Annotated in this window: 16 protein-coding genes; 3 read left to right on the top strand and 13 right to left on the bottom strand. The window is 66.4% G+C overall.

The annotated features are described in order from the left end of the window. Nucleotides 1-50: 50 nt before the first annotated feature. Genes ABIB27_RS10445 through ABIB27_RS10435 form a run of 3 tightly spaced genes read right to left on the bottom strand, consistent with a single transcriptional unit; the run spans nucleotide 51 to nucleotide 5,246 of the window. Entirely contained in the window at nucleotides 51-1,613 is a 1,563-nt protein-coding gene (locus tag ABIB27_RS10445; RefSeq protein WP_354215198.1) for an FAD-dependent oxidoreductase, read from the bottom strand. Continuing rightward, nucleotides 1,610-3,844 carry a molybdopterin oxidoreductase family protein gene (locus ABIB27_RS10440; RefSeq protein WP_354253861.1) on the bottom strand — a complete coding sequence of 745 codons (2,235 nt, stop codon included), beginning with the start codon at nucleotides 3,842-3,844 and terminating at the stop codon, nucleotides 1,610-1,612. Before ABIB27_RS10440 ends, ABIB27_RS10445 begins: the two co-directional genes overlap by 4 nt. Before the next feature lies 1 nt (nucleotide 3,845). Then, a complete protein-coding gene (locus ABIB27_RS10435) occupies nucleotides 3,846-5,246 on the bottom strand; it encodes an MFS transporter (protein ID WP_354215200.1) in 1,401 nt (466 codons plus the stop codon). A 273-nt stretch (nucleotides 5,247-5,519) separates the two neighbouring features. Here ABIB27_RS10435 and ABIB27_RS10430 point away from each other — a divergent pair, with 273 nt between their 5' ends. Next, nucleotides 5,520-6,932 (top strand): MFS transporter, encoded by a 1,413-nt coding sequence (locus ABIB27_RS10430; RefSeq protein WP_354215201.1) that lies wholly within the window; start codon nucleotides 5,520-5,522, stop codon nucleotides 6,930-6,932. Between the two features lie 135 nt (nucleotides 6,933-7,067). Here ABIB27_RS10430 and ABIB27_RS10425 read toward each other — a convergent pair whose 3' ends face one another. The 6 genes from ABIB27_RS10425 to ABIB27_RS10400 all read right to left on the bottom strand — a co-directional run bounded on the left by ABIB27_RS10425 (nucleotide 7,068) and on the right by ABIB27_RS10400 (nucleotide 14,213). After that, nucleotides 7,068-7,799, bottom strand: coding sequence for a glutamine amidotransferase (locus ABIB27_RS10425; protein ID WP_354215202.1), 732 nt, complete (start codon nucleotides 7,797-7,799; stop codon nucleotides 7,068-7,070). A gap of 117 nt (nucleotides 7,800-7,916) precedes the next feature. Further along, on the bottom strand, nucleotides 7,917-8,369 hold the full coding sequence (locus ABIB27_RS10420; protein WP_354215203.1) for a YybH family protein: 453 nt from the start codon (nucleotides 8,367-8,369) through the stop codon (nucleotides 7,917-7,919). Between the two features lie 19 nt (nucleotides 8,370-8,388). After that, entirely contained in the window at nucleotides 8,389-10,191 is a 1,803-nt protein-coding gene (locus ABIB27_RS10415; RefSeq protein WP_502909176.1) for an acetyl/propionyl/methylcrotonyl-CoA carboxylase subunit alpha, read from the bottom strand. Between the two features lie 142 nt (nucleotides 10,192-10,333). Further along, on the bottom strand, nucleotides 10,334-10,996 hold the full coding sequence (locus tag ABIB27_RS10410) for a Maf family protein (protein ID WP_354215205.1): 663 nt from the start codon (nucleotides 10,994-10,996) through the stop codon (nucleotides 10,334-10,336). A gap of 9 nt (nucleotides 10,997-11,005) precedes the next feature. Beyond that, a complete protein-coding gene (locus ABIB27_RS10405) occupies nucleotides 11,006-13,531 on the bottom strand; it encodes an MMPL family transporter (protein ID WP_354253860.1) in 2,526 nt (841 codons plus the stop codon). Nucleotide 13,532: 1 nt separating this feature from the next. After that, nucleotides 13,533-14,213, bottom strand: a complete 681-nt coding sequence (locus tag ABIB27_RS10400; protein ID WP_354215207.1) for a TetR/AcrR family transcriptional regulator — start codon at nucleotides 14,211-14,213, stop codon at nucleotides 13,533-13,535. A gap of 160 nt (nucleotides 14,214-14,373) precedes the next feature. Here ABIB27_RS10400 and ABIB27_RS10395 point away from each other — a divergent pair, with 160 nt between their 5' ends. Further along, nucleotides 14,374-14,937 carry a hypothetical protein gene (locus ABIB27_RS10395; protein WP_354215208.1) on the top strand — a complete coding sequence of 188 codons (564 nt, stop codon included), beginning with the start codon at nucleotides 14,374-14,376 and terminating at the stop codon, nucleotides 14,935-14,937. Nucleotides 14,938-15,072: 135 nt separating this feature from the next. On the opposite strand, the gene ABIB27_RS10390 is transcribed toward ABIB27_RS10395, so the two are convergent. The 4 genes from ABIB27_RS10390 to ABIB27_RS10375 all read right to left on the bottom strand — a co-directional run bounded on the left by ABIB27_RS10390 (nucleotide 15,073) and on the right by ABIB27_RS10375 (nucleotide 20,287). After that, on the bottom strand, nucleotides 15,073-16,524 hold the full coding sequence (locus ABIB27_RS10390) for a dicarboxylate/amino acid:cation symporter (RefSeq protein ID WP_354253859.1): 1,452 nt from the start codon (nucleotides 16,522-16,524) through the stop codon (nucleotides 15,073-15,075). 227 nt (nucleotides 16,525-16,751) lie between these two features. After that, nucleotides 16,752-18,449, bottom strand: a complete 1,698-nt coding sequence (locus ABIB27_RS10385) for a DUF885 domain-containing protein (RefSeq protein WP_354253858.1) — start codon at nucleotides 18,447-18,449, stop codon at nucleotides 16,752-16,754. Between the two features lie 9 nt (nucleotides 18,450-18,458). After that, entirely contained in the window at nucleotides 18,459-18,707 is a 249-nt protein-coding gene (locus tag ABIB27_RS10380) for an acyl-CoA carboxylase subunit epsilon (protein WP_354253857.1), read from the bottom strand. Continuing rightward, nucleotides 18,704-20,287 (bottom strand): acyl-CoA carboxylase subunit beta, encoded by a 1,584-nt coding sequence (locus tag ABIB27_RS10375; protein ID WP_354215212.1) that lies wholly within the window; start codon nucleotides 20,285-20,287, stop codon nucleotides 18,704-18,706. The genes ABIB27_RS10380 and ABIB27_RS10375 overlap by 4 nt, the downstream gene beginning before the upstream one ends. Nucleotides 20,288-20,526: 239 nt before the next feature. Between ABIB27_RS10375 and ABIB27_RS10370 the strand changes: the two genes are divergently transcribed. Continuing rightward, nucleotides 20,527-21,429, top strand: a complete 903-nt coding sequence (locus tag ABIB27_RS10370) for an SDR family oxidoreductase (RefSeq protein WP_354215213.1) — start codon at nucleotides 20,527-20,529, stop codon at nucleotides 21,427-21,429. Nucleotides 21,430-21,433 lie beyond the last annotated feature (4 nt).

Here is a 21,433-nt window from a genome sequence, read left to right as displayed (position 1 = left end):
CCCGATTCGCGTTACGCGCACATGTCAGGCCTACCGGCCTTCAGCCCAGCTCACGCGGCGGGGGCCGCCTGGAAGTGTTTTTCGATAAGCCCTTTGATGTCGTCGTGGCAGCCGCCGCAGCCCGTACCGGCCCGGGTTGCCCGGGAGACGTCGGCCACGGTGGCGCAACCGCCCTCCACCGCGCCCTGGATTTTGGCTCCGCTGACTCCCGCGCAGCGGCACACCATACCTGCAGGATCGGCCGGGCCGGAGGAGGCCAGCTGGTCAGGACCGTCCAGCCGCAGCAACAAGGACCTGTCTGCCGGCAGCTCAGCACCCCGTTCGAAGAGTCCCACCAGTTCGGCGGCCGTCCGCGGCATGCCAACTGCCACCAGGCCTTCCAGCACTCCGCCGCGGGTGGTCATCTTGACGTAGCGGCCGTGCTCGGGGTCCGCCCACTGGGCGATCTGCAGGCGCGGGCGGCCGTTGACGGCGCCGGCCGTCAGGGCTTCCTCGTCCCACGGATCGGCCGCGTTGTCTCCGGCCACAGCCATGTTCATGCCGCGGGCCTTAAGGACAATCACGCCGGCCTGTTCCTGGGGCAGTTCCTCCAGCGCGTCGGCTTCATCCGGCGTGGCGGTGGCCAGCAGGGTTAGGTAGTCGGCCAGCCATTCGGCTTGCCGCCAGCCCGGTCCCACCAGCCCGGACGGGCCCTTCGCGGTGCGGCAGTCATTGCACGTGGGGTCAGGGCAGCGCACCTCGGCGCAGTCACCGATGGCGAAGATGTGCGGCTCGTGGTGCGCACGGAGCCGGTGGTCCACCAGGATCCCGGTGCCGGTGGACAGGCCGGAGCCCTCGGCGAGCTCGGTCCGCGGACGCACGCCGCACGACAGGACCAGGAGGTCGCCGTCGATCGCGGAACCGTCATCGAGCAGCAAGGCCGAGAAGCCGCCGTCGGGCGCCTTTTGCTCTACACCGGTGGACCGCGCGTTGCCCGCCATCCGGACACCGCACCGACGCAGGGCGGCCGCGAGAACCGCTCCGCCGCCGCGGTCGATGTTGCGGCCGAGCGGGTGCGGGCCGTTGTGGACCACCGTGACAGTGGCGCCCTCCTCCGCCGCGGCGAGGGCAGTCTCCAGGCCCAGGACACCGCCGCCGAGCACCACCACGCGCTTGCCGCCGTCGACCGCTGCGCCCAAAACCGAAGCGTCGCGCAGGTCCCGGAGCGCCGTGACTCCCGCGGGAAGGACGGGGAAAGCGGGATCCGGGTTGATGCCGGTGAGGTTGGGGATCACCGGACGGGAACCCGTGGCGAACACCAGGCGTTCGTAGGGCACCGATGTGCCGTCGTTGAGGAGAACACGCTGGCGGGCCCGGTCGACGCGCCGGACCCGCACACCAAGCCGGACGTCCACACCTTCGGCGATCAGGGCGGCCGCGTCAGAAAGCGCCAGGGCGTCCGCCGTGGTGCGGCCCACGCCCAGGTCAGCGACCAGGACGCGGTTGTACGCCGCCTCGGCTTCCTCGCCCACTACCGTCAGGCTGACGTGTCCGTCGCGGACCGCGGGGAGCAGTTCATCAACCAGGCGGGCTGCCACCGGGCCGAATCCGACAATGACAACCTGCTCGCTCATGAGGCCTCCGTCGTTTGAAGAACACAGTGCTCAAGTCCGGTGGGTGCGGCCGCCCGGACCAGCACCGTGTTGAACTTGAATTCGGGCATCCCGGAGATGGGGTCTGTCGCGGCTTCCGTCAGGCGGTTGGCGCTTTCGATTTCCGGGAAGTGGAAGGGCAGGAACACCGTTTCCGGGCGGATGGCGGTGCTGAGCTCGGCCCGGCAGACCACCGCCCCGCGTTCGTTGGCCACCGAGACAAAAGCACCGTCGACGATACCCATCGCGCCCGCGGCAGCCGGGTGGATCTGCAGTTTCGCCTCGGGCTGGGTGGCCAGCAGCTCGGACACCCGCCGCGTCTGGGCGCCGGACTGGTAGTGCTCCAGGAGGCGGCCGGTGATGAGGGTCATGGTCTTCGCGGCCGGGGCTGTGGCATCCCCAGCCGGGGTGACGGCTGGCGTACGACGGCGGCGCGGCGTCACCGGGGTCATGACCGCTTTGCCGTCGGCGTGGGCAAAAGTGTCGAGGAAGAGCCGTGGCGTGCCGGTACTGCCCACGGGGTATGGCCAGTAGGCGGCCTCGCCGCGGTCCAGCATGGCGTAGTCGATGCCCGAGTAGTCGGCCAGCCCGCCGGCCGAGGCAAGGCGGAGCTCTTCGAAGACTGTTTCCGGGTCCTCGCTGTACGTGGAGGGGGCATCGAGGGCTTCGGCCAGCCGGGCCATGATCCACAGTTCGCTGCGGGCACCGGCGGGCGGCTGGATGGCACGGCGGCGGCGCAGGACACGTCCCTCAAGGTTGGTGAGCGTGCCTTCCTCCTCGGCCCATTGCAGGACAGGCAGGACGAGGTCCGCCTCGGCCGCGGTCTCGGACATGAAGAAGTCGCAGACTACCAGGAAGTCCAGGCTGCGGAGGCCTGCTATCACGGCATTGGCATCGGGGGAGGCCACCGCGATATTGGAGGCGTGGACGAAAAGGCACCGGACGCCGTCGGGCTGTCCCAACGATTGCAACAGTTGGACCGCGGGAAGGCCGGGGCCGGGAATGGATTCCTCCGGGACGCCCCAGACGCCGGCCATGTGGGCGCGGGCTGCGGGGTCGGTGATCTTGCGGTAGCCGGGGAGCTGATCGGCTTTCTGGCCGTGTTCGCGCCCACCCTGGCCGTTGCCCTGCCCGGTCAGGGTGCCGTAGCCGCTGCGGGCTGAGCCTGGCAGGCCCAGAAGCAGGCTCAGGTTGATCGCGGCGGTGGCGGTGGCGGTGCCGTCCACGTGCTGTTCCACGCCGCGGCCGGTGAGGATGTAGCTGCCGCCCTTGCGCGCGCCGTCGGCAAGCCTGCGGGCGGTCTCCCGGATGAGCTCTGCCGGCACACCGGTGATGGACTGGACGCGTTCGGGCCAGAAGGAGTTGACGCTGCGGACCACGGCATCGTAGCCGGAAGTGCGTTCCGCCACGAAGGCGGCGTCCGCCAGGCCCTCGTGGATCACTACGTGCTGCAGGCCCAGCAAGAGGGTAAGGTCGGTGCCCGGCAGGGGCTGGAGGTGGAGGCCGCCGCCGTCGGACGTAAAGGCCGCCGTGGCTGAACGGCGGGGATCCACCACAATCAGCCCGCCGGCGTCGCGGGCACCTTTGAGGTGCTGCACAAACGGCGGCATGGTTTCGGCGACGTTGGAGCCGAGCATCATGATGGTGCTGGCACCGTCCAGGTCCGCCAGCGGGAACGGCAGGCCCCGGTCGACGCCGAACGCCCGCATCCCGGCGGCCGCTGCGGAGGACATGCAGAAGCGGCCGTTGTAGTCGATGCACGACGTGCCGAGGGCCAGCCGCGCGAACTTGCCCAGCATGTAGGCCTTCTCATTGGTCAGCCCGCCGCCGCCGAAAACCCCGATGGCGTCCGCCCCGTAGCGGGCCCGTGTGTCCCTGACGGCGGTGGTGACCAGGGCCAGGGCCTGGTCCCAGCCGATGGGGCGGTGGATGCCATCGTGGCCCTTCAGGAGCGGTTCTGTGACGCGTCCCGGGTGGTTCAGGAGGGTGGCTGCGGTCCAGCCCTTACGGCAAAGCCCGCCGCGGTTGGTGGGAAAATCCCGCCCGCTGACTTCCAGGACGGGGGCTTCAATGGTAGCCAGGGCGGCGGGCGGTTCTGCCGGCACGGGGCCTGGCCCCGGCTTGGAGGCCGGGGCCAGGCCCGTTGGAGACGTGAGCGTCATGGCGCACTGCAGGGCGCAGTAAGGGCAGTGCGTGTCGGCGCTGTCGGTCATGTTAGACGTGTCCCATCGCGTTTCGGTTGGCGTTGCGGATGTAGCAGAACCAGCAGACCGCCAGCATCAGGACGTACGCTCCCACGAAGCCGTAGAACGCCGGGGTGTAGGAGCCGGTGGCCGTGTTGGATGCGTTCAGTACCTGCGGGATCACAAACCCGCCGTAGGCCCCGATGGCCGAGATAAGGCCAAGGGCTGAGGAAGCGAGCCGCTGGGTGGCCACTGAGTTTGCCCCGGTGCGGGCGGCGCGGCTGGAGGTGGCGAAGATGACCGGGATCATGCGGTACGTGGCACCGTTTCCGAAGCCGCTGGCGGTGAAGAGCATCAGGAAGAGGACCAGGAAGAGCCAGAAGTTCTTCAGCGGCAGGGTCCAGATCATGGTCAGCGTGATGACTGCCATCGAGGCGAACGCCGCCACGGTCATCCGCGCGCCGCCCATCCGGTCAGCCATCCGGCCGCCGTAAGGACGGGCCAGGGAACCGACCAGCGGGCCAAGGAACGCAAGGGACAGCGCCATGGTGCCGACTCCGATCGAGGAGAACTCCGGGAAGTAGTCCTTGATGAGCTTCGGGAAAACGCCGGCGAAGCCGATGAACGACCCGAAGGTACCGATGTACAGCAGCGCCATGATCCACAGGTGCGGTTCCTTCAGCGCTGCGACCGAGCCGGCCACGTCACCCTTGGCGCTGGTGAGGTTGTCCATGTACTTCCAGGCACCGAAAGCGGCGATCAGGATGAAGGGGATCCACATCCAGCCGGCCATCGGAAGGTTGACGGTACCCGCAGCGAGCAGCGTGATGACAATCGGCACGGCCAGCTGTGCGACGGCTGCACCCATGTTGCCGCCGGCGGCGTTCAGGCCCAGGGCCCAGCCCTTCTCCCGGGCCGGGTAGAAGAAGGTGATGTTGGCCATCGAGCTGGCGAAGTTGCCGCCGCCGAAACCGGCCAGGGCTGCCACGAACAGCATGACGCCGAAGGGGGTTTCGGGGTTGGAGACACAGAGTCCCAGCCCGGTCGCGGGAATCAGGAGGAGGAGCGCGGACACGATGGTCCAGTTCCGGCCGCCGAAGCGGGGAACCATAAAGGTGTAGGGGATGCGGAGCGTGGCGCCTACCAGGCTGGGCATCGAGATGAGCCAGAAGATCTCCGAGGTGGAGAACGTAAAGCCTGCCGCGGGGAGCTGGACCACCACGATGGACCAGAGCTGCCAGACCACGAAACCGAGGAACTCAGCGAAGATGGACCAGTTCAGGTTGCGGCGGGCGATCGCGCGGCCGGCGGACTCCCACTGCTCTTTGTTCTCGGCGTTCCAGTTGGCGATCCAGCGGCCCGGGCGGAATTCAAGGGCGGGGGCGGCTGCGGTTCGGGTGGTGCGGATATCTGCAGTGCGGTCAGCGGTCACTGCGTGCCTCCTTTGGGGGAATGTTGTTCCTCCACGCTAAGGACGGCGCGTTTCGCGGACGGTCGCCGTGTGTTAACGCCCTGTGACTTTTCCCTGTCTGCCCCTGGAAAGCGGCGTGAGGCGGGGTGAAGGGCCACGAAGTGAGACAAACCCCGCGTGTCCAGATGCTGGAATCCTTGTCCATTGACTGGACGGCGGGAACTAATATTGGACTCTAACTACTGCGCGCCTGGCCTCATCATGCCCGGCCGGTTCTCATGAAAGTGTGTCCATATGTCTTCCACACAAACCTCCGCGGAGCAAGGATCACCCAAGGCAGTGAACACGCGCGGCCGCGTGATTGTTGCCAGCCTGATCGGTACCACTGTGGAGTTCTACGACTTCTACGTCTATGCGACCGCCGCTGTGCTGGTCTTCCCGGCACTGTTCTTCCCCAACCAGAACGAGACCACGCAGCTGCTCAGCTCCTTCGCAGTATTCGGCGTCGCGTTCGTGGCCCGACCCTTGGGATCGATCGTCTTTGGCCACTTCGGTGACAAGTTCGGCCGCAAGGGCACCCTGGTGGCTTCGCTGCTGACCATGGGTATTGCCACGTTCCTCATCGGCTGCCTGCCCACTGCGCTCGTCCCCGGCTGGCAATTCTGGGCCCCTGCCCTCCTGGTGGTCATGCGCTTTGCCCAGGGCCTGGCCCTCGGCGGCGAATGGAGCGGTGCGGCCCTCCTGGCCACCGAAAACGCCCCCGCCAACAAGCGCGCCATCTACGGCACGTTCCCACAGCTCGGTGCGCCCATCGGCTTCATCATCGCCAACGTGATCTTCCTCGTGGCCAGCTACACACTGTCGCCGGAAGCCTTCCTGGCCTGGGGCTGGCGTGTGCCGTTCCTGATCAGCGCCGTGATGGTCATCATCGGGCTCTACGTCCGTCTCAAGTTGATCGAGACGCCTGCCTTCACCAAGGTCCTCGAGTCCAAAGAGGTGGCCAAGCTGCCCCTGGCGCGGGTCTTCAAGACCAGCTGGCGCCAATTGATCCTGGGCACGTTCATTATGCTCGCCACCTATGTGCTCTTCTACCTGATGACCACGTTCACGCTGACCTACGGCACCCGCGCCGCCAGCCTGGATACAGCTAGGGCAGCCGCTGAGAAGGCCGGCAAGCCGATGTCTGAAGCAGCAGCTGCTGCATTCGTTCCAGGTTTGGGCTTCAGCCGCAACGATTTCCTCTGGATGCTGATTGCCGGCGTCGTGTTCTTCGGTATTTTCACATTGGTCTCCGGGCCGTTCGCCGAGAAGTTCGGCCGCCGCAGGATGCTGCTGGCGGTGACCGCCGGCATCTTTGTGTTCGGCCTGCTGTGGGTTCCGCTCTTCAGCGGCGGCTTTGTAGGGACCATGGCCCTGCTGATCCTGGGCTTTTCGCTCATGGGACTGACGTTCGGGCCCATGGGCGCCGTCCTGCCGGAACTCTTTCCCACCAACGTCCGGTACACCGGTTCGGCCATTAGCTACAACTTCTCCAGCATTCTGGGCGCAGCCGTGGCACCGTTCATCGCCGTCTGGCTGTGGGAAATGGCGAAGGGCAGCCCGGTGCTGGTTGGTGTCTACCTGACCGTCATGTCCGTCCTGACGCTGTTCGCCCTGTTCCTGAGTAAGGAAACCAAGGACACGGACTACGAGAACAACGTAGCCTGACGTTCCAGCCCGCTTACTGCCGGAAACGCCCGGCGTGTTCCCTGGTAGTCCGGGGAGCGCGCCGGGCATTTCTGCGTCCGGGACCAAGCAGCCGGGCCGGAACGCACGACGGCGGGCTCCCGACAGTCCGGGAGCTCAGCTGCGGTAGCGGGCCACGAAATTCTTCAGGATGCTCATGGGTTCGGTGACAGTGGAGCGGCGGGCTTTCGCCATCAGCTCCTCCGCGGACTCCGGCGGGAAGTACCCGGCATGGCGGTAGATATCTATCCGGGTGACCAGGCCCTCGACATCCAGTTCGGGATGGAACTGCGTGGCGTACAGGTTCTGTTTGATCCGGAACATCTGGACGGGGCACGCCTGGGAGGACGCGAGCAGCACGGCATGCGAAGGCAGTGTGGTGCAGGCTTCCTTGTGGCCCGTGAAGGCGTTGAACCGGCGTGGCATTCCGCGCAGGACAGGGTCTGCGATGCCCGCCTCCGTCAGTTCGATCTCCACACCGCCCAGGGGTTCGCCGAACGTCCTGTCGATCACGGCACCCTGGTGTGTTCCCAGCGTTCCCACCCCGTAGCAGGCGCCGAGGAATGGAAAGTCCTGGTCCACGATCAGGTCCAGCAGCCCGGCTAGCTCCCGTTCCACGCGGTGCTGGGTGGCGCTTTTGTGATCCGAGGGGTCGCTGGACGTGAACGGGCTGCCGCCCACAATCACCCCGGCGTACGCCGCCAGGTCAAGGTCCGGCAGGGGAGCGGCCTCCAGCCGGATGCGGCGGAGCTGTGCCGGGGCCAGGCCGGCGTACCGCAGGTAGGCGGCGTACTCGTCCTCCGCGGCGTCGTCTTCGGCCCGGGAGGCCAGGAGCAGGAAAGGCTTCACACGCTAAGTGTGCCCCAGGGCCCCACCCTCACGCCAAGAGCACAGGCCAATGCCAAGTGGTGCCGCGGCTCAATGGCTGCCGAACTCAATGTCCGCCGAACTTAGTATCGGCCGGACTCAGTGCCCGGCGGGTTCAACGGCCGGCTGGGCCAGGGACCGCCGGGACTGCGGGCGGGCAGCGGGGTCGGCGTGCCGGTGGACCAGCTTCCAATAGCCCTCTTCACGGCGGAAGATGCTGGTCACCCGCAGTGCGAACTCCTCCGTGAGCGGGGCGCCTTCCAGACGGGCCTTGAAGTGTTCCGTCTCCACCAGGTAGGCGGTGTCGCGTGCGGTGTAGGACGTGATGGTTTCGAACCCCAGCATCTCGCCGTCCTGGAACTGCCGCGATGCCTGGTCCAGGCGTGCTTCCACCTGCGCCCAGCCGCGGGCGATGCCGCCGAAAGGATTGGCCAGGGTGACGTCGTCAAGCCTGGAATACAGGTCCTTGACCGGCCCGGGATTACCGCGGGTGATCTCCGGAACGGCCAGGTGGTAGCTGGCCACTTCTTCTTCGAAACTGGGTGCGAGCATGGGGTGCCTCCGGCGGGGTCTAGTCTTCGATCGTGGCGATGACGGCGCCGGCCGAAACCGTCTCACCGGCCACTGCGCCGAGTCCGGCAATGGTGCCGGAACGGTGCGCGGTCAGGGGCTGTTCCATCTTCATGGCTTCCAGCACCACGATGAGGTCGCCTTCCGCCACAACGTCGCCGTTGGCCACGGCCACTTTGACGATGGTGCCCTGCATGGGGGACGTGAGGGCATTGCCGGTGGCGGCCGCCGCAGTGCCACCGGATCGGAGGCGTTTCTTGGACTTGCCGGCCTTCGCGCCGCTGCCGGAACCAGTGCCGACTGATCCCAGGGAAGCCGGCAGGACCACTTCGAGGCGTTTGCCGCCGACTTCAACCACCACGCGCTGGCGTTCCTCGGCGTCGGCCGCCTCAGCCTCGGTGCCGTTCGGCGTCCAGGCAGGGATGTCGTTGATGAAGGCGGTTTCGATCCAGCGGGTGTGGATGCTGAACGGCCCTTCCACGGGGGCGAAAGCAGGGTCCGAAACGACGGCGAGGTCGAAGGGGATCACGGTGGGGATGCCTTCCACCACCATTTCCTCCAAGGCCCTGCGTGAACGCTGCAGGGCCTGGGCGCGGGTGGCGCCGGTGACGATCAGCTTGGAGAGCATCGAGTCGAAGTTGCCGCTGATGACGTCCCCCTGTTCCACGCCCGAGTCGATCCGGACTCCCGGGCCGGTGGGGTTCTTCAAAGTGGTGATGGTGCCCGGAGCAGGCATGAAGTTGCGGCCTGGATCCTCGCCCGTGATGCGGAATTCGAACGAGTGGCCGCGGACCTCGGGATCGCCGTAGCCCAGCTCCTCGCCGCGGGCCACCCGGAACTGTTCGCGGACCAGGTCGATTCCGGTGACTTCCTCAGAGACGCAGTGCTCCACCTGAAGGCGGGTGTTGACCTCGAGGAAGGAGATGGCGCCGTCCTGGCCGACCAGGAATTCGCAGGTTCCGGCGCCTACGTAGCCGGCCTCCTTCATGATGGCCTTGGAGGATTCGTACAACCGGCGGTTCTGCTCTTCGGTGAGGAACGGGGCCGGGGCTTCCTCTACAAGCTTCTGGTTGCGGCGCTGCAGGGAGCAGTCGCGGGTGGAGATGACAACAACGTTGCCGTGGGCGTCCGCCAGGCATTGGGTTTCCACGTGCCGCGGGGCGTCCAGGAAGCGTTCGATGAAGCACTCGCCGCGGCCAAACGCTGCAGTGGCTTCGCGGACGGCCGATTCAAACAGTTCGGGAATTTCCTCGCGGGTGCGGGCCACCTTGATGCCACGGCCGCCACCGCCGAAAGCAGCCTTGATGGCCACCGGCAAGCCGAATTTGTCCACGAACTCAAGGATTTCCTCGGCCGACTGCACGGGATCGGCGGTGCCAGGAACCTGGGGTGCGCCCACCTTCTCGGCGATGTGGCGGGCCTGCACCTTGTCGCCCAGGGCGGAGATTGCCTCAGGGGAGGGGCCGATCCAGGTGATGCCGGCGTCGATCACCTTGGCGGCGAAGTCGGCGTTCTCGGCCAGGAAGCCATAGCCGGGGTGGATGGCGTCGGCGCCGGACTGGCGGGCAGCGTCAATAATTTTGTCCATCACCAGATAGGACTCGGCGGCGGTGTTGCCACCCAGGGAGTAGGCCTCATCAGCAAGCCGGACATGCAGCGCGTCGCGGTCAGGGTCGGCGTAGACAGCCACGGAGGCAATGCCCTCATCACGTGCCGCGCGGATGATCCGCACTGCGATTTCACCGCGGTTGGCGATCAGCACCTTGGTGAGGTTCGACTGCACGGGACTTGCGGACTGCTGCAAAATTGCTGACAAGGCGTCTCCTTCTTTCCTTCAGGGAGCCTAGCGCGATTTTGAGGGTTCCGCCGATATTACTTGCGGATTCCGTGGGTAAACGGGCGGAGCTTTGTAGGGAACCTACAATCGCACCGCAAATTGATCCGGACTACCCGGCCGGCCAAAGCTCCGTGATGCGCACGTTGGCCTGCGCCAGGAGGGCCCGTAGCGTCGAAATGGAGAGCCCGACGACGGCGTGCGGGTCCCCGTCCACCTTCCGGATGAACGCCCCGCCTAAGCCGTCGATGGTAAATGAGCCGGCGCAGTTCAGCGGCTCACCGGTGGCGATGTAGGCGTCGATTTCCTCCGGTTCCATGTCCGTGAAACATACCTCGGCGGAGGTGACCGCCCCGAGCGTGGCGCCGGAGCCCGGACCCGTGGACCCGGCGTCGTCGGCGCCGCCGTCGGCCGCCGTGTCGCGGCAGTCCACCAGCCAATGCCCGGTATGCAGCACCCCGCTGTTGCCGCTCATCCGGAGCATCCGTTCGCGGGCGACGTCGGCGGTGTACGGCTTGCCGTGTGCCTCGCCGTCGAACTCAAACACCGAGTCGCAGCCGATGACCAGCGCACCGTCCGCCTCCGGCAGCGCGGCCACGGCCTCGGCCTTGGCGCGTGCCAGCAGAAGTGCTGTGTCGTGCGGATCCGTGACCCCGTAGCGGGCCTGGACTGCGTCTTCATCAACGTCGGAGACCAGCACCGAGTGCCGGATTCCGGCGTCGGCCAGGAGTTTGGTGCGGGCGGGGGACTGGGAGGCCAAGATCAATCGGGTCACGGAGTCAGCCTAGTGGACCGGCTCGGAGAGCTTCCGCGTCCCGGATTCCCGGCGTTCCAGCTTGGCCCCCTCCACGTCGACATCGGGAAGGATGCGGTCCAGCCACTTCGGCAGCCACCAGGTCTTTTCGCCCAGCAGGTACATCACGGCCGGGACGATCGTCATGCGGACCACAAACGCATCCAGCAGCACACCGAACGCCATGGCGAAGCCTAGCGGCCGGACCATGGTCAGGTGGCTGAAGATGAAGCCGGCGAACACACTGACCATGATGATCGCGGCGGCGGTCACCACGGCGCCGGCATGGCTGAAGCCGATCCGTACAGCCTTTTTCGCCTGGGCGCCATGCATATAGGACTCGCGCATGCCGGATGCGATGAACACCTGGTAGTCCATGGCCAGGCCGAACAGCACACCGATCAGGATGATCGGCAGGAAGCTCAGCACCGCGCCGGGATTGGCGACGTCGAACACACCGCCCAGCCAGCCCCACTGGTAGACGGCCACCACCAGGCCGAACGCGGCGGCCAGGGACAGCAGGAAACCGCCGGTTGCCAGCAGCGGAACCACAATGGATCGGAACACCAGCAGTAACAGCACGAGGGAAAGTCCGACGACGATCGCCAGGTAGGGCGGCAGGGCGTCACCGAGTTTCGTGGAGACGTCGATGTTGCCCGCGGTCTGCCCTGTCAGGCCGATGGTGACTCCGGTATCGGACTTGATCTGTGCGCCGCGTTCGCGGAGCTCGCTGACCACCCGGACAGTGCCTGCCTTGGCGGGGCCCTCTTCGGGGATGACCTGGAACACCGCGGTGGTGCGGTCCACGCTCAATGCCACGGGCACAGCAGCCACCACGTTGTCCACGCCGCGGATCAGGTCCGCGACGTCGTACTGCAGTTCCTGGGCCTGTGTTTCGTCCAGGCCGGCCGGGAACTCGCCCACCACCACGATGGGGCCGGTGACACCTTCGCCGAAGCTGCGGGCGGTGACGTCGTAGGCCTGGTACGCCTCGGATTCGACCGGTTCGGAGCCGCCGTCGGGCAGTGCCAGCTGGAGCTGCGCGGCAGGCAGGGCGAGCGTGCCCAGGAGGAGCACACCGGCCGCGAGCGCCACGATGGGGTGCCGCGTTACCAGGCCACCCCAGCCCCGGGTGCTCTTGGCTTCGTCTTTGACCCGGTCGGCAGCCTCGTGGCCAGCCTCCGCGTTGTGGGCTTCGGCCTTGGCCCAGGCCCGCCGGGAAATGATGCGCCGCCCGATCAGGGACAGCATGGCCGGCGTCAGCGAGAGCGCCACCAGCACGGCCACCGCCACGGTGCCGGCCGCGGCCAGGCCCATCACGCTCAGGAACGGCAGGCCGGGCACCACGAGGGCCGCCAGGGCAATGATGACGGTCAGGCCGGCAAAGAACACCGCGTTGCCGGAGGTTCCGGTGGCACGCGCCACGGACTCCTCCGGATCCATGCCCGCGAGCAGCTGGGTCCGGTGCCGGTTGACGAGGAAGAGGGAATAGTCGATGCCCACGGCCAGGCCAAGCATCAGGGCGAGCATGGGGGAGATGGAGCTCATGTCGAACGCTCCGGACAGGGCGAAGGTGATGCCCACGCCAACTCCGACGCCGATCACGGCCATCAGGAGGGGCAGACCGGCAGCGATCAGGGTGCCGAGCATCAGGATCAGCACCAGGGCGGCCACGGCGATGCCGATGATTTCGGCGGTACCGAAGAGCTCAGAGATGTCCTCGGTGATTTCCTTGCTGGCCAGCGCCGTGACGCCGGCGGCCGATGTTTCGTGCGCAATGTCCTGGACCTGCTGGCGCACTGCGGGTGTCAGGGCGTTGATGGAAGTGTTGAACCGCACCTGGGCCACCGCAGCCTGGCCGTCCTCAGAAACGAACCTGATCCCGCGGGAGGCTTCAGCCTGCCGTTTGCCCAGGTCCAGCTTGGCCTTCGCGGCTTCGAGTTCCTGTGTGCCGGCAGCAAGCTGTACTTGGCCCTGGGCCACGGCTGCCTTCTGCTGTCCCAGCTGGGCCTCGATGATGGTGGCGGGCGCTCCGGCGGCCGTGAGCTGCTGCTCTGCGGCATTCAGCTGCGCTGCACCGGCGTCGAGCTCTGCCCGCGATGCGTCAAGGCGGGACTGGCCGGCGGAGAGCTGCTGCTCACCGTCCGTGATTGCCTGTCCGGCCTGGTCCAGCTGGGCCTGGGTGGCGAACGGATCCGTGGTGGCTTTGACTTCCGGCAGTTCGCCGAGTCTGGTGAGGACCGCCGTAACGGCCGCGCGGCCCCCGTCGGTGAAGCCGCTGGCGGGGGCTTCGAACACGATGGTCGCGGAACCGCCAGAGGCGGCGGGCAGTTCTGCCTTCAGCTTGTCCGCGATGCGCTGGGTCTCGGTGCCGGGAATCTGGAAATTGTTGGACAGCGTGCCGTGGAAGGCGGCAGCGGAGCCGCCGACGGCCACCAATACGGCGAGCCAGAGAGATATGACCAGCCAGCGGTGCCGGTAGGAGAACTTGCCGAGGCGGTAGAGCAGCAGGGCCATGTCAGAGCCGTTCTTTGAGGAGGGTAGTGGGTGCAGCAGTGGGGGCGGTGCCGGCAGCGGTGGGGCTTCCGAAGCCGGAGCCAAGGTGGCCCATGGCATCAATCAGCAGTTGGCGCAGGATGGCGAGCGAGGCGGGGGAGAGGTCAGCGCCGCATTGGGCGAACCACACGTCCATGGCGGCCTTGCCGCAGGCGATGACCGAACCCGCGAGGGCCCGCAGGTAGAGCTCGTCGACGGCGGCACCCGGGGCGCCCGCGAAGCGTTCCCTGGCCGCGCTGATGATTTGTTCGGTGCAGTGGTCCCAGGCCTCCAGCTCGGAGCGGGACAGGAGAGCATTGTCCTGTGTCAGCGTGAACAGCTCAGCCAGTGGGGCCACGGTCATGGGGTCAGCCAGCTGCATGAGGGCGGTGCGGGCGGATTCAAGGATCGGCTCATCGGCGGGACGCTGCCGAAATTGCTGCAGGGCGCTGTCCAGGAAGCCGTGCGTTACCGAGGCCAGCGCCGCTTCGATGCTGCTGAAGTAGTTGAAGAAGGTACGCCGCGAGATCCCTGCCAGCTCGGCAATATCCTCCACCGTGAAGTTCCCCTGTCCTTTGCCGCGCAGCAGCGCCAGGGCAGCATCGGTGATGGCCTGATGGGTGGCGGCCTTGTTGAGTTCACGGCGCGTGAGAAGTTCGGGCATGAAGTTACACTACGTGCAAGTTTGCACGACGCGCAAATTAATTCACAGGAAGATGAAAGGTTCCCGACAGCTCACCCTGATGCTGCCTACAGAGACTGGAAGAGTCCCAATCAGGGACATACGACCAGCCGTCACCTGACGGCAGATCCAGGAGACAGAAATGGTACGGAAGAAAAGAATTGCCGTCGGCCTGACGGCCGCCGCGCTGGCCCTCGGTGCAGGGATCGGGATAGCCGGCGTGGCTTCGGCAACCACAACGCCTACGCCGAGCGCCAGCTCGAGCGCCTCCGCCGACGGCAGCACCAGCACTGCGCCTGCCCACGGCAAGGGCGGGCGCGGCGGCCATGGGCACGGCGGCTTCCGCGGCGTGGACGCCGCGGAACTTGCCACCAAGCTCGGCGTCGACGAGGCCAAGGTGACGGACGCGCTGAAGTCCTTCCGTGAGGCCAACAAACCCACCACCAAGCCGGCTGAAGGAGCGCGGCGGGACCCTGCAAACACGCAAGCTGAGCTCGCCAAGTCCCTTGCGGCTGCTCTCGGAGTGGACGAAGCCAAGGTGACGGCGGCACTGGACGAGCTGCGCACCGCTGAACAGGCAGAACATGCCGCGGCGCTGAAAACCCGCCTGGACACAGCGGTCACCGACGGCAAGCTGACCCAGGCTGAGGCGGACGCTGTCACCAAGGCCGTCCAGAACGGGGTGATTGGCGGCGGCGGGCGTTAAGCCACAACACCGCCCCCTAAAGAGTTTTTGTCCAGATAATGCCCATTTAAGTGACTCCGGGCGGCATTATCTGGACAAAAACTCAGGGCGGTGGGCGGTGCGGTGCGGGCCGCGTCGGTGGTGCGGGCGGCGGCGTCAGGCTTTCGCGTCGGCCAGTTCGCGTCCGGCGCCAGGAGAGTCAGTACCCCGGGCTGCGGCGGACGGATCCGCGGTGGGGGAGTCGGCGTCGTCGTCCGCGAACGGGTTGCCGTTGCGGGGCGCGTTGTAGAGCGTCTCGTCAAGGATGCCCTGGCGCTTGGACACGATAGCGGGGACGAGAGCCTGGCCCGCCACGTTGAGCGCGGTGCGGCCCATGTCCAGGATGGGATCGACGGCCAGCAGGAGGCCGACGCCGGCCAGCGGCAGTCCCAGCGTGGAGAGCGTCAGGGTGAGCATCACCACGGCGCCGGTGGTGCCGGCCGTCGCGGCGGAACCGAGGACCGAGACGAGCGCGATCAGCAGGTAGTGGCTGAAGTCCAGCTGGATGCCGAAGAACTGGGCCACAAAGATGGCCGAGATAGCCGGGTAGATTGCGGCGCAGCCATCCATCTTGGTGGTGGCGCCCAGGGGCACTGCGAAGGAGGCATACGCACGCGGAACGCCCAGGTTCCGTTCGGTGACTCGCTGGGTCAGCGGCAGGGTTCCGATCGACGAGCGGGAAACAAAGGCCAGCTGTACTGCCGGCCAGACGCCGGAGAAGTACTGCGTGACGGAGAGCCCGTGGCTGCGGACCAGGACCGGGTAGACAACAAACATCACCAGGGCCAGGCCGACGTAGATGGCGAATGTGAACTTGCCGAGCGCACCGATGGTGTCCCAGCCGTAGACGGCCACGGCGTTGCCGATCAGGCCCACGGTGCCGACAGGGGCAATCCGGATGATCCACCACAGGACCTTCTGGATGACGGCCAGCGCGGAGGCGTTGAGGTTCAGGAACGGCTCAGCGGCCTTGCCCACCTTGAGTGCGGCCACGCCGACGGCGATGGCGATCACCAGGATCTGGAGCACATTGAAGCTGACTGCGGTGGTGACGGCGCCGGATTCAGCCACGGTGGAGCTGGCACCCAGGCCGAGGAAGTTCTTGGGGAAGAGCCCGCTCAGGAAGGACCACCAGTCGCCGGTCTTGCCCGCGTACTTGGCCTCCTGGGTGATTCCGGTGTTCGCGCCGGGCTGCAGGAGCACGCCGAGCCCGATGCCGATCAGGACTGCGATCAGGGACGTGATGGCAAACCACAGCAGGGTGTTCCAGGCCAGCTTGGCGGCATTGGAAACCTGGCGCAGGTTGGAGATGGAACTGACCACTGCCGTGAAGATCAACGGGACCACAGCGGTCTGCAGCAGGGAGATATAGCTGGAGCCGACGGTCTGCAACGTGGCGCCGAGACCGTTGGGGGCCGCCTTCGTGCTGCCCGTGTATTTGGCCAGTAAGCCGAGGCCCAGGCCTACGATGAGGGCGGCGATGATCTGGAAGCCGAACGAGCCAGCCCACTTGGGCAGCTGGAAGCCGGTCTTTCCTGCGGGGTCGGGGGTGCGGGTTTGAGTGCTCACCAGAACACGCTAGGCCCACCCCAAATATCACGGCGAACGGATGTTGAGAAATGTTACGTCGCCGTATGGTCGTTCGCATCCTGAAATCCTCGGAAATCCGGTGTCATATAAGGGAAATATGAAGTTATTCCCGGCGGCCATGTGGCAAGACTCTCACCTTACTCAAGAGTTTTTGTCCAGATAATGCGTCCTCGACCGGCTTCAGGGCGCATTATCTGGACAAAAACTCAGGGGGTGGGAGGTTCCAGCAGAGCGCGCCTGAGCGTATCGAGGCCCACGGAGCCGATGTTGAGTGCCTTGGTGTGGAAGGCCTTCAGGTCGAAGCCGGGCCGGCTCTCGAGGTCGGCGCGGATCTGTTCCCAGAGACGCTGGCCCACCTTGTAGGAGGGGGCCTGGCCTGGCCAACCGAGGTAGCGGGTGAATTCGAAGTTGAGCTGGCCCTCGCTGATGGGCAGGTTTTCCTTGAGGAAGGCGTAGCCCCTGTCCGGTGTCCAGGTCCCGGTGCCCCAGCGTTCGGGGATCTCAAGTTCCAGGTGGACGCCGATGTCGAACACCACCCGGGCCGCGCGCATCCGCTGCATGTCCAGCATGCCCATGTGGTCGCCCGGATCGGCCAGGTAGCCGAGTTCCTGCATCAGCTTCTCGGCGTACAGCGCCCAGCCCTCGCCATGTCCGGAGGTCCAGCAGACGTTGCGCCGCCACTTGTTGAGCAGTTCCCGGCGGTAGGTGGCGGTGGCTACCTGCAGGTGGTGCCCGGGGACGCCTTCGTGGAAGACGGTGGTGGTTTCGGCCCAGGTGGTAAAGGTCTCCTCGCCGGCAGGCACTGACCACCACATCCGGCCGGGACGGCTGAAATCATCGGAGGGGCCTGTGTAGTAAATGCCGCCCTCATCAGTGGGGGCGATGAGGCATTCGAGCTTCTTCATCACGTCAGGGATGTCGAAGTGCACACCGGCGAGGTCGGCAACAGCCTTGTCGGAGAGTCCCTGCATCCACGCCTTGAGCGCGTCCGTCCCCTTGAGCTGGCGGGCGGGGTCATTGTTGAGGAGGTCCTTCGCCTCCGCGATGCTGGCTCCGGGCTTGATGGTGGCGGCGACCTTTTTCTGCTCGGAAATGAGTCTGCCGAGTTCCTGGAGGCCCCACTCGTAGGTCTCTTCGAGGTCGACGGCGGCGCCCAGGAACGAGCGCGAGGCCAGCGCGTAGCGTTCCCGGCCCACCGCATCCTTTTCCGGGGCGGCAGGCAGCAGTTCCGCGCGGAGGAACTCTGCAAGGCCGCGGTAGGCACCCCGCGCCGCGGCAGCACCGGCGTCGAGCTTTACCTGCCCTGCAGTGTCCAGCGGGCCTTCGCCGGTGCGCGCACCGGCGGCGAGCTTAGCGAAGAAGCCGTCGTCGGCAGCGTACTTGGTGGTCTGCTCGATAACGATCGAAACCTGGCGTGCGGCTGACACTTTCCCCGAGTCACGGGCCCGGCGAAGGGATTCGATGTAGCCCGCGATGGCGCCGGGAACGTTGAGTGCGCGGGCCGCGATGTGCTCCCAGTGCTCGGCGCTATCCGTGGGCATCAGGTCAAAAATGGCCCGGATGTCCTGCGCGGGCGAGGCGATGTTGTTCAGGCCCGCTTCGTCCCAGCCGGATTCGTGGATTTCCAGCTGCAGACCCAGCCGCTCACGCATGGAGTCCAGGGTGACACCGTCCACATCGTCCTGCGGTTCCAGACCGTCCAGGGCGGCCAGCGCCCTCCGGGCCTCCGCCGCGAATTCGGCGATGCCGGCACGGGAGTAGTCCTGGTACTCGGTCTCGTGGCCGGGCAGCCCCAGTTCGGTGGCGAAACTCGGATTCAGCCGGATAAGCGTGTCGGTATAGTGATTCGCCACGGCATCGATGGCGGTGGGCGGACGGACGGCAGGCGGGGTTTCGGTAGTCACCCCACGAGCCTAGCCCCGGCTTCGCTTCCACGCGCCGGGACCCGGCGTCGGCGCGAGCCGCAATTGCTGCCGTCGCACCCAGTGACGCAGCGGGAGCTTCGCGGTCGCCGCTGGGTCTGTGCCGCCCAGGGAAAGCACGACGGCGGTCAGCGCCGCGAGCTCCTCGGCAGACGGTTCGCCTTTGGCCACAGAAATCAGCGGGGCCGAAGATGCCTCAGGGGTTTCGACAGGCTCAAGCACCGGATTTTTCGCGCTCACAGCGGGATGTTCCCGTGTTTTTTGGCGGGCAGGCTGGCCCGCTTGTCACGGAGGGCGCGCAGGCCCCTGATGATCTGGAGCCTTGTTTCGGACGGTGCGATGACCGCGTCCACGTAACCCAGCTGGGCAGCCTGGTAAGGGTTCAGCAGCTCCTCTTCGTACTGTTGGACGACTTCGGCACGGCGGGCCTCAACGTCGCCGCCGGCCTCGGCAACGGCGGCCAGGTCGCGGCGGTACAGGATGTTGACTGCACCCTGGGCGCCCATCACGCCGATCTGGGCTGTGGGCCAGGCCAGATTCAGGTCCGCGCCGAGTTTCTTTGATCCCATCACGATGTATGCTCCGCCGTAGGCCTTGCGGGTGATGACGGTCAGTTTGGGGACGGTGGCCTCGGCGTACGCGTACAGCAGTTTGGCGCCACGGCGGATGATGCCCTGGAACTCCTGGTCCTTGCCGGGCAGGAAGCCCGGCACGTCCACCAGCGTGATGATGGGGACATTGAACGCGTCGCAGTTCCGGACGAAGCGGGCGGCCTTTTCCGAGGCGGCGATGTCCAGGGTGCCGGCAAACTGCATCGGCTGGTTGGCCACGATTCCAACCGTGTGCCCCTCCACCCGGCCGTAGCCGATGATCACGTTGGGTGCATACAAGGACTGCATCTCCAGGAAGTGCGCGTCGTCCACGATCTGCTCGATTACCGTGCGCATATCGTAGGGCTGGTTGGCGGAGTCCGGCACGAGCGTATCCAGGGCGAGGTCGTCGTCGTCCGCCTCCAGCTCCTGCTGGTGCTCCAGCACCGGCGCCTCGGCGAGGTTGTTGGACGGCAGGAAGTCCAGCAGTTCGCGGACGAAGCCGATCGCATCGGCTTCGTCGGAGGCCAGGTAGGTGGACGTGCCCGTGTTGGCATTGTGCTGCCGGGCCCCGCCCAGCGTTTCCATGTCCACATCCTCGCCGGTGACGGTCTTGATGACGTCCGGGCCGGTGATGAACATGTGCGAGGTCTTGTCCACCATCACCACGTAGTCGGTAAGCGCGGGGGAGTACGCGGCGCCGCCGGCGGACGGTCCCATAATGAGCGAAATCTGCGGGACCACGCCGGAAGCATGGACGTTGTTGCGGAAGATGTCCGCAAACATGGCCAGCGAGGCAACGCCTTCCTGGATGCGGGCGCCGCCGCCGTCGAGGATGCCCACCACCGGGCAGCCGTTGCGCAGGGCGAACTCCTGGACCTTGACGATCTTCTCGCCGTTGACCTGGCTCAGCGACCCGCCGTAGACGGAGAAGTCCTGGCTGTAGACCGCCACCGGGCGGCCGTCAACCGTGCCGTAGCCGGAGACCAGGCCGTCACCGAGCGGCTTTTTGTTTTCCATGCCAAAGGCTGTGGAGCGGTGGACTGCCAGCGCATCCAGCTCCACGAAAGAGCCTTCATCCAGCAGGAGGTCAACGCGCTCGCGGGCGGTGTTCTTGCCGCGGGCATGCTGCTTTTCGACGGCTTCGGGACCGGATGGCAGCTCTGCACGGGCCTGGCGGTCGCGGAAGTCGGCGATTTTTCCCGCTGTCGTGGTCAGATCGTGGCTCATCAAGTGTCTCCGGCTCTATAGCAGATTGGTGCTGTAACAATGTGGTGCTGCGTGCGGTGGTGCCTGGCAGGTCACGTGCGGCATTTAAGTAGCTTCTCCACACAAAAGACGAACCCTGCTGGCTAGTCTAATGACGCATCAATGCAGGACGGCTGTAGAAAACCTACAATTTTCCGCCACATCCAGCGGCCAGGACGTATGTTACTGGTGAGTAACATATCTCGGCTACAGTGGAGCCCATGACTTCCAGCAACGATGCACGGTCCGCCGCCGCAACGCCCTACCAGGCCACCGGTTCGCTGCGGGGACGCACCATTCTGATGTCCGGCGGCAGCCGCGGCATCGGGCTGGCCATTGCCACCCGTGCTGCCCGCGACGGCGCCCACATTGTCCTGCTGGCCAAGACGGGTCAGCCGCACGCCACGCTGGCAGGCACCGTCCACAGCGCCGCCGAACAGATCGAGGCCGCCGGCGGCGAGGCGTTGGCCATCGTGGGCGATGTCCGCCGCGACGGGGATGTCGCAGGGGCCGTGGCCGCCGCCGTCGAGCGCTTCGGCGGGATCGATGTGGTCCTCAACAACGCCTCCGCGATCGATCTGTCCACAACGGACGGGGTGGACATGAAGCGCTATGACCTGATGCAGGACATCAACGTCCGCGGGACGTTCCTGCTGTCCAAGCTGGCACTGCCGGCGCTGCGCAAGTCGGCCAACGGCCACATCCTCACCCTGTCGCCGCCCCTGAACCTCGACCCGGTGTGGGCGGGCAGGCATCTTGCCTACACCATGGCCAAGTACGGCATGAGCCTGACCACCCTCGGGCTGGCCGAGGAGCTCAAGGAGGACGGGATCAGCGTCAACTCCCTCTGGCCGTGCACACTGATCGATACCGCCGCCATCCGGAATATGCCCGGCGGCCGGGCCATCGTGCAGGCTGCCCGCGGGCCGGAGATCATGGCCGATGCTGCCCATGCCATCCTGACCGGCAGCAATCAGCCCGGCACCCCGCGTGCGGGCCAGGCGGGGGCCAGCGGCAACTTTTACACAGACGAACAGGTGCTCACAGCGGCAGGCGTCACCGACTTCCGGCCCTACAGTCTCGGGGCCGCCGAGGAGCAGCTCGTTCCGGACATTTTTCTCTGAGGCG

The sequence above is a fragment of the Arthrobacter sp. UYEF21 genome, assembly GCF_040546085.1.
GTDB lineage: Bacteria > Actinomycetota > Actinomycetes > Actinomycetales > Micrococcaceae > Arthrobacter.
Note: the sequence above shows the minus strand (reverse complement) of the source record. Positions and strands in the feature narration are given on the sequence as shown.

Coding starts and splice junctions, on each gene's coding strand:
- ABIB27_RS10445 (WP_354215198.1), bottom strand. CDS start 1,613: ATGAGCGAGCAGGTTGTCATTGTCGGATTCGGCCCGGTGGCAGCCCGC.
- ABIB27_RS10430 (WP_354215201.1), top strand. CDS start 5,520: ATGTCTTCCACACAAACCTCCGCGGAGCAAGGATCACCCAAGGCAGTG.
- ABIB27_RS10395 (WP_354215208.1), top strand. CDS start 14,374: ATGGTACGGAAGAAAAGAATTGCCGTCGGCCTGACGGCCGCCGCGCTG.
- ABIB27_RS10370 (WP_354215213.1), top strand. CDS start 20,527: ATGACTTCCAGCAACGATGCACGGTCCGCCGCCGCAACGCCCTACCAG.
- ABIB27_RS10400 (WP_354215207.1), bottom strand. CDS start 14,213: ATGCCCGAACTTCTCACGCGCCGTGAACTCAACAAGGCCGCCACCCAT.
- ABIB27_RS10405 (WP_354253860.1), bottom strand. CDS start 13,531: ATGGCCCTGCTGCTCTACCGCCTCGGCAAGTTCTCCTACCGGCACCGC.
- ABIB27_RS10420 (WP_354215203.1), bottom strand. CDS start 8,369: ATGCTCGCACCCAGTTTCGAAGAAGAAGTGGCCAGCTACCACCTGGCC.
- ABIB27_RS10375 (WP_354215212.1), bottom strand. CDS start 20,287: ATGAGCCACGATCTGACCACGACAGCGGGAAAAATCGCCGACTTCCGC.
- ABIB27_RS10440 (WP_354253861.1), bottom strand. CDS start 3,844: ATGACCGACAGCGCCGACACGCACTGCCCTTACTGCGCCCTGCAGTGC.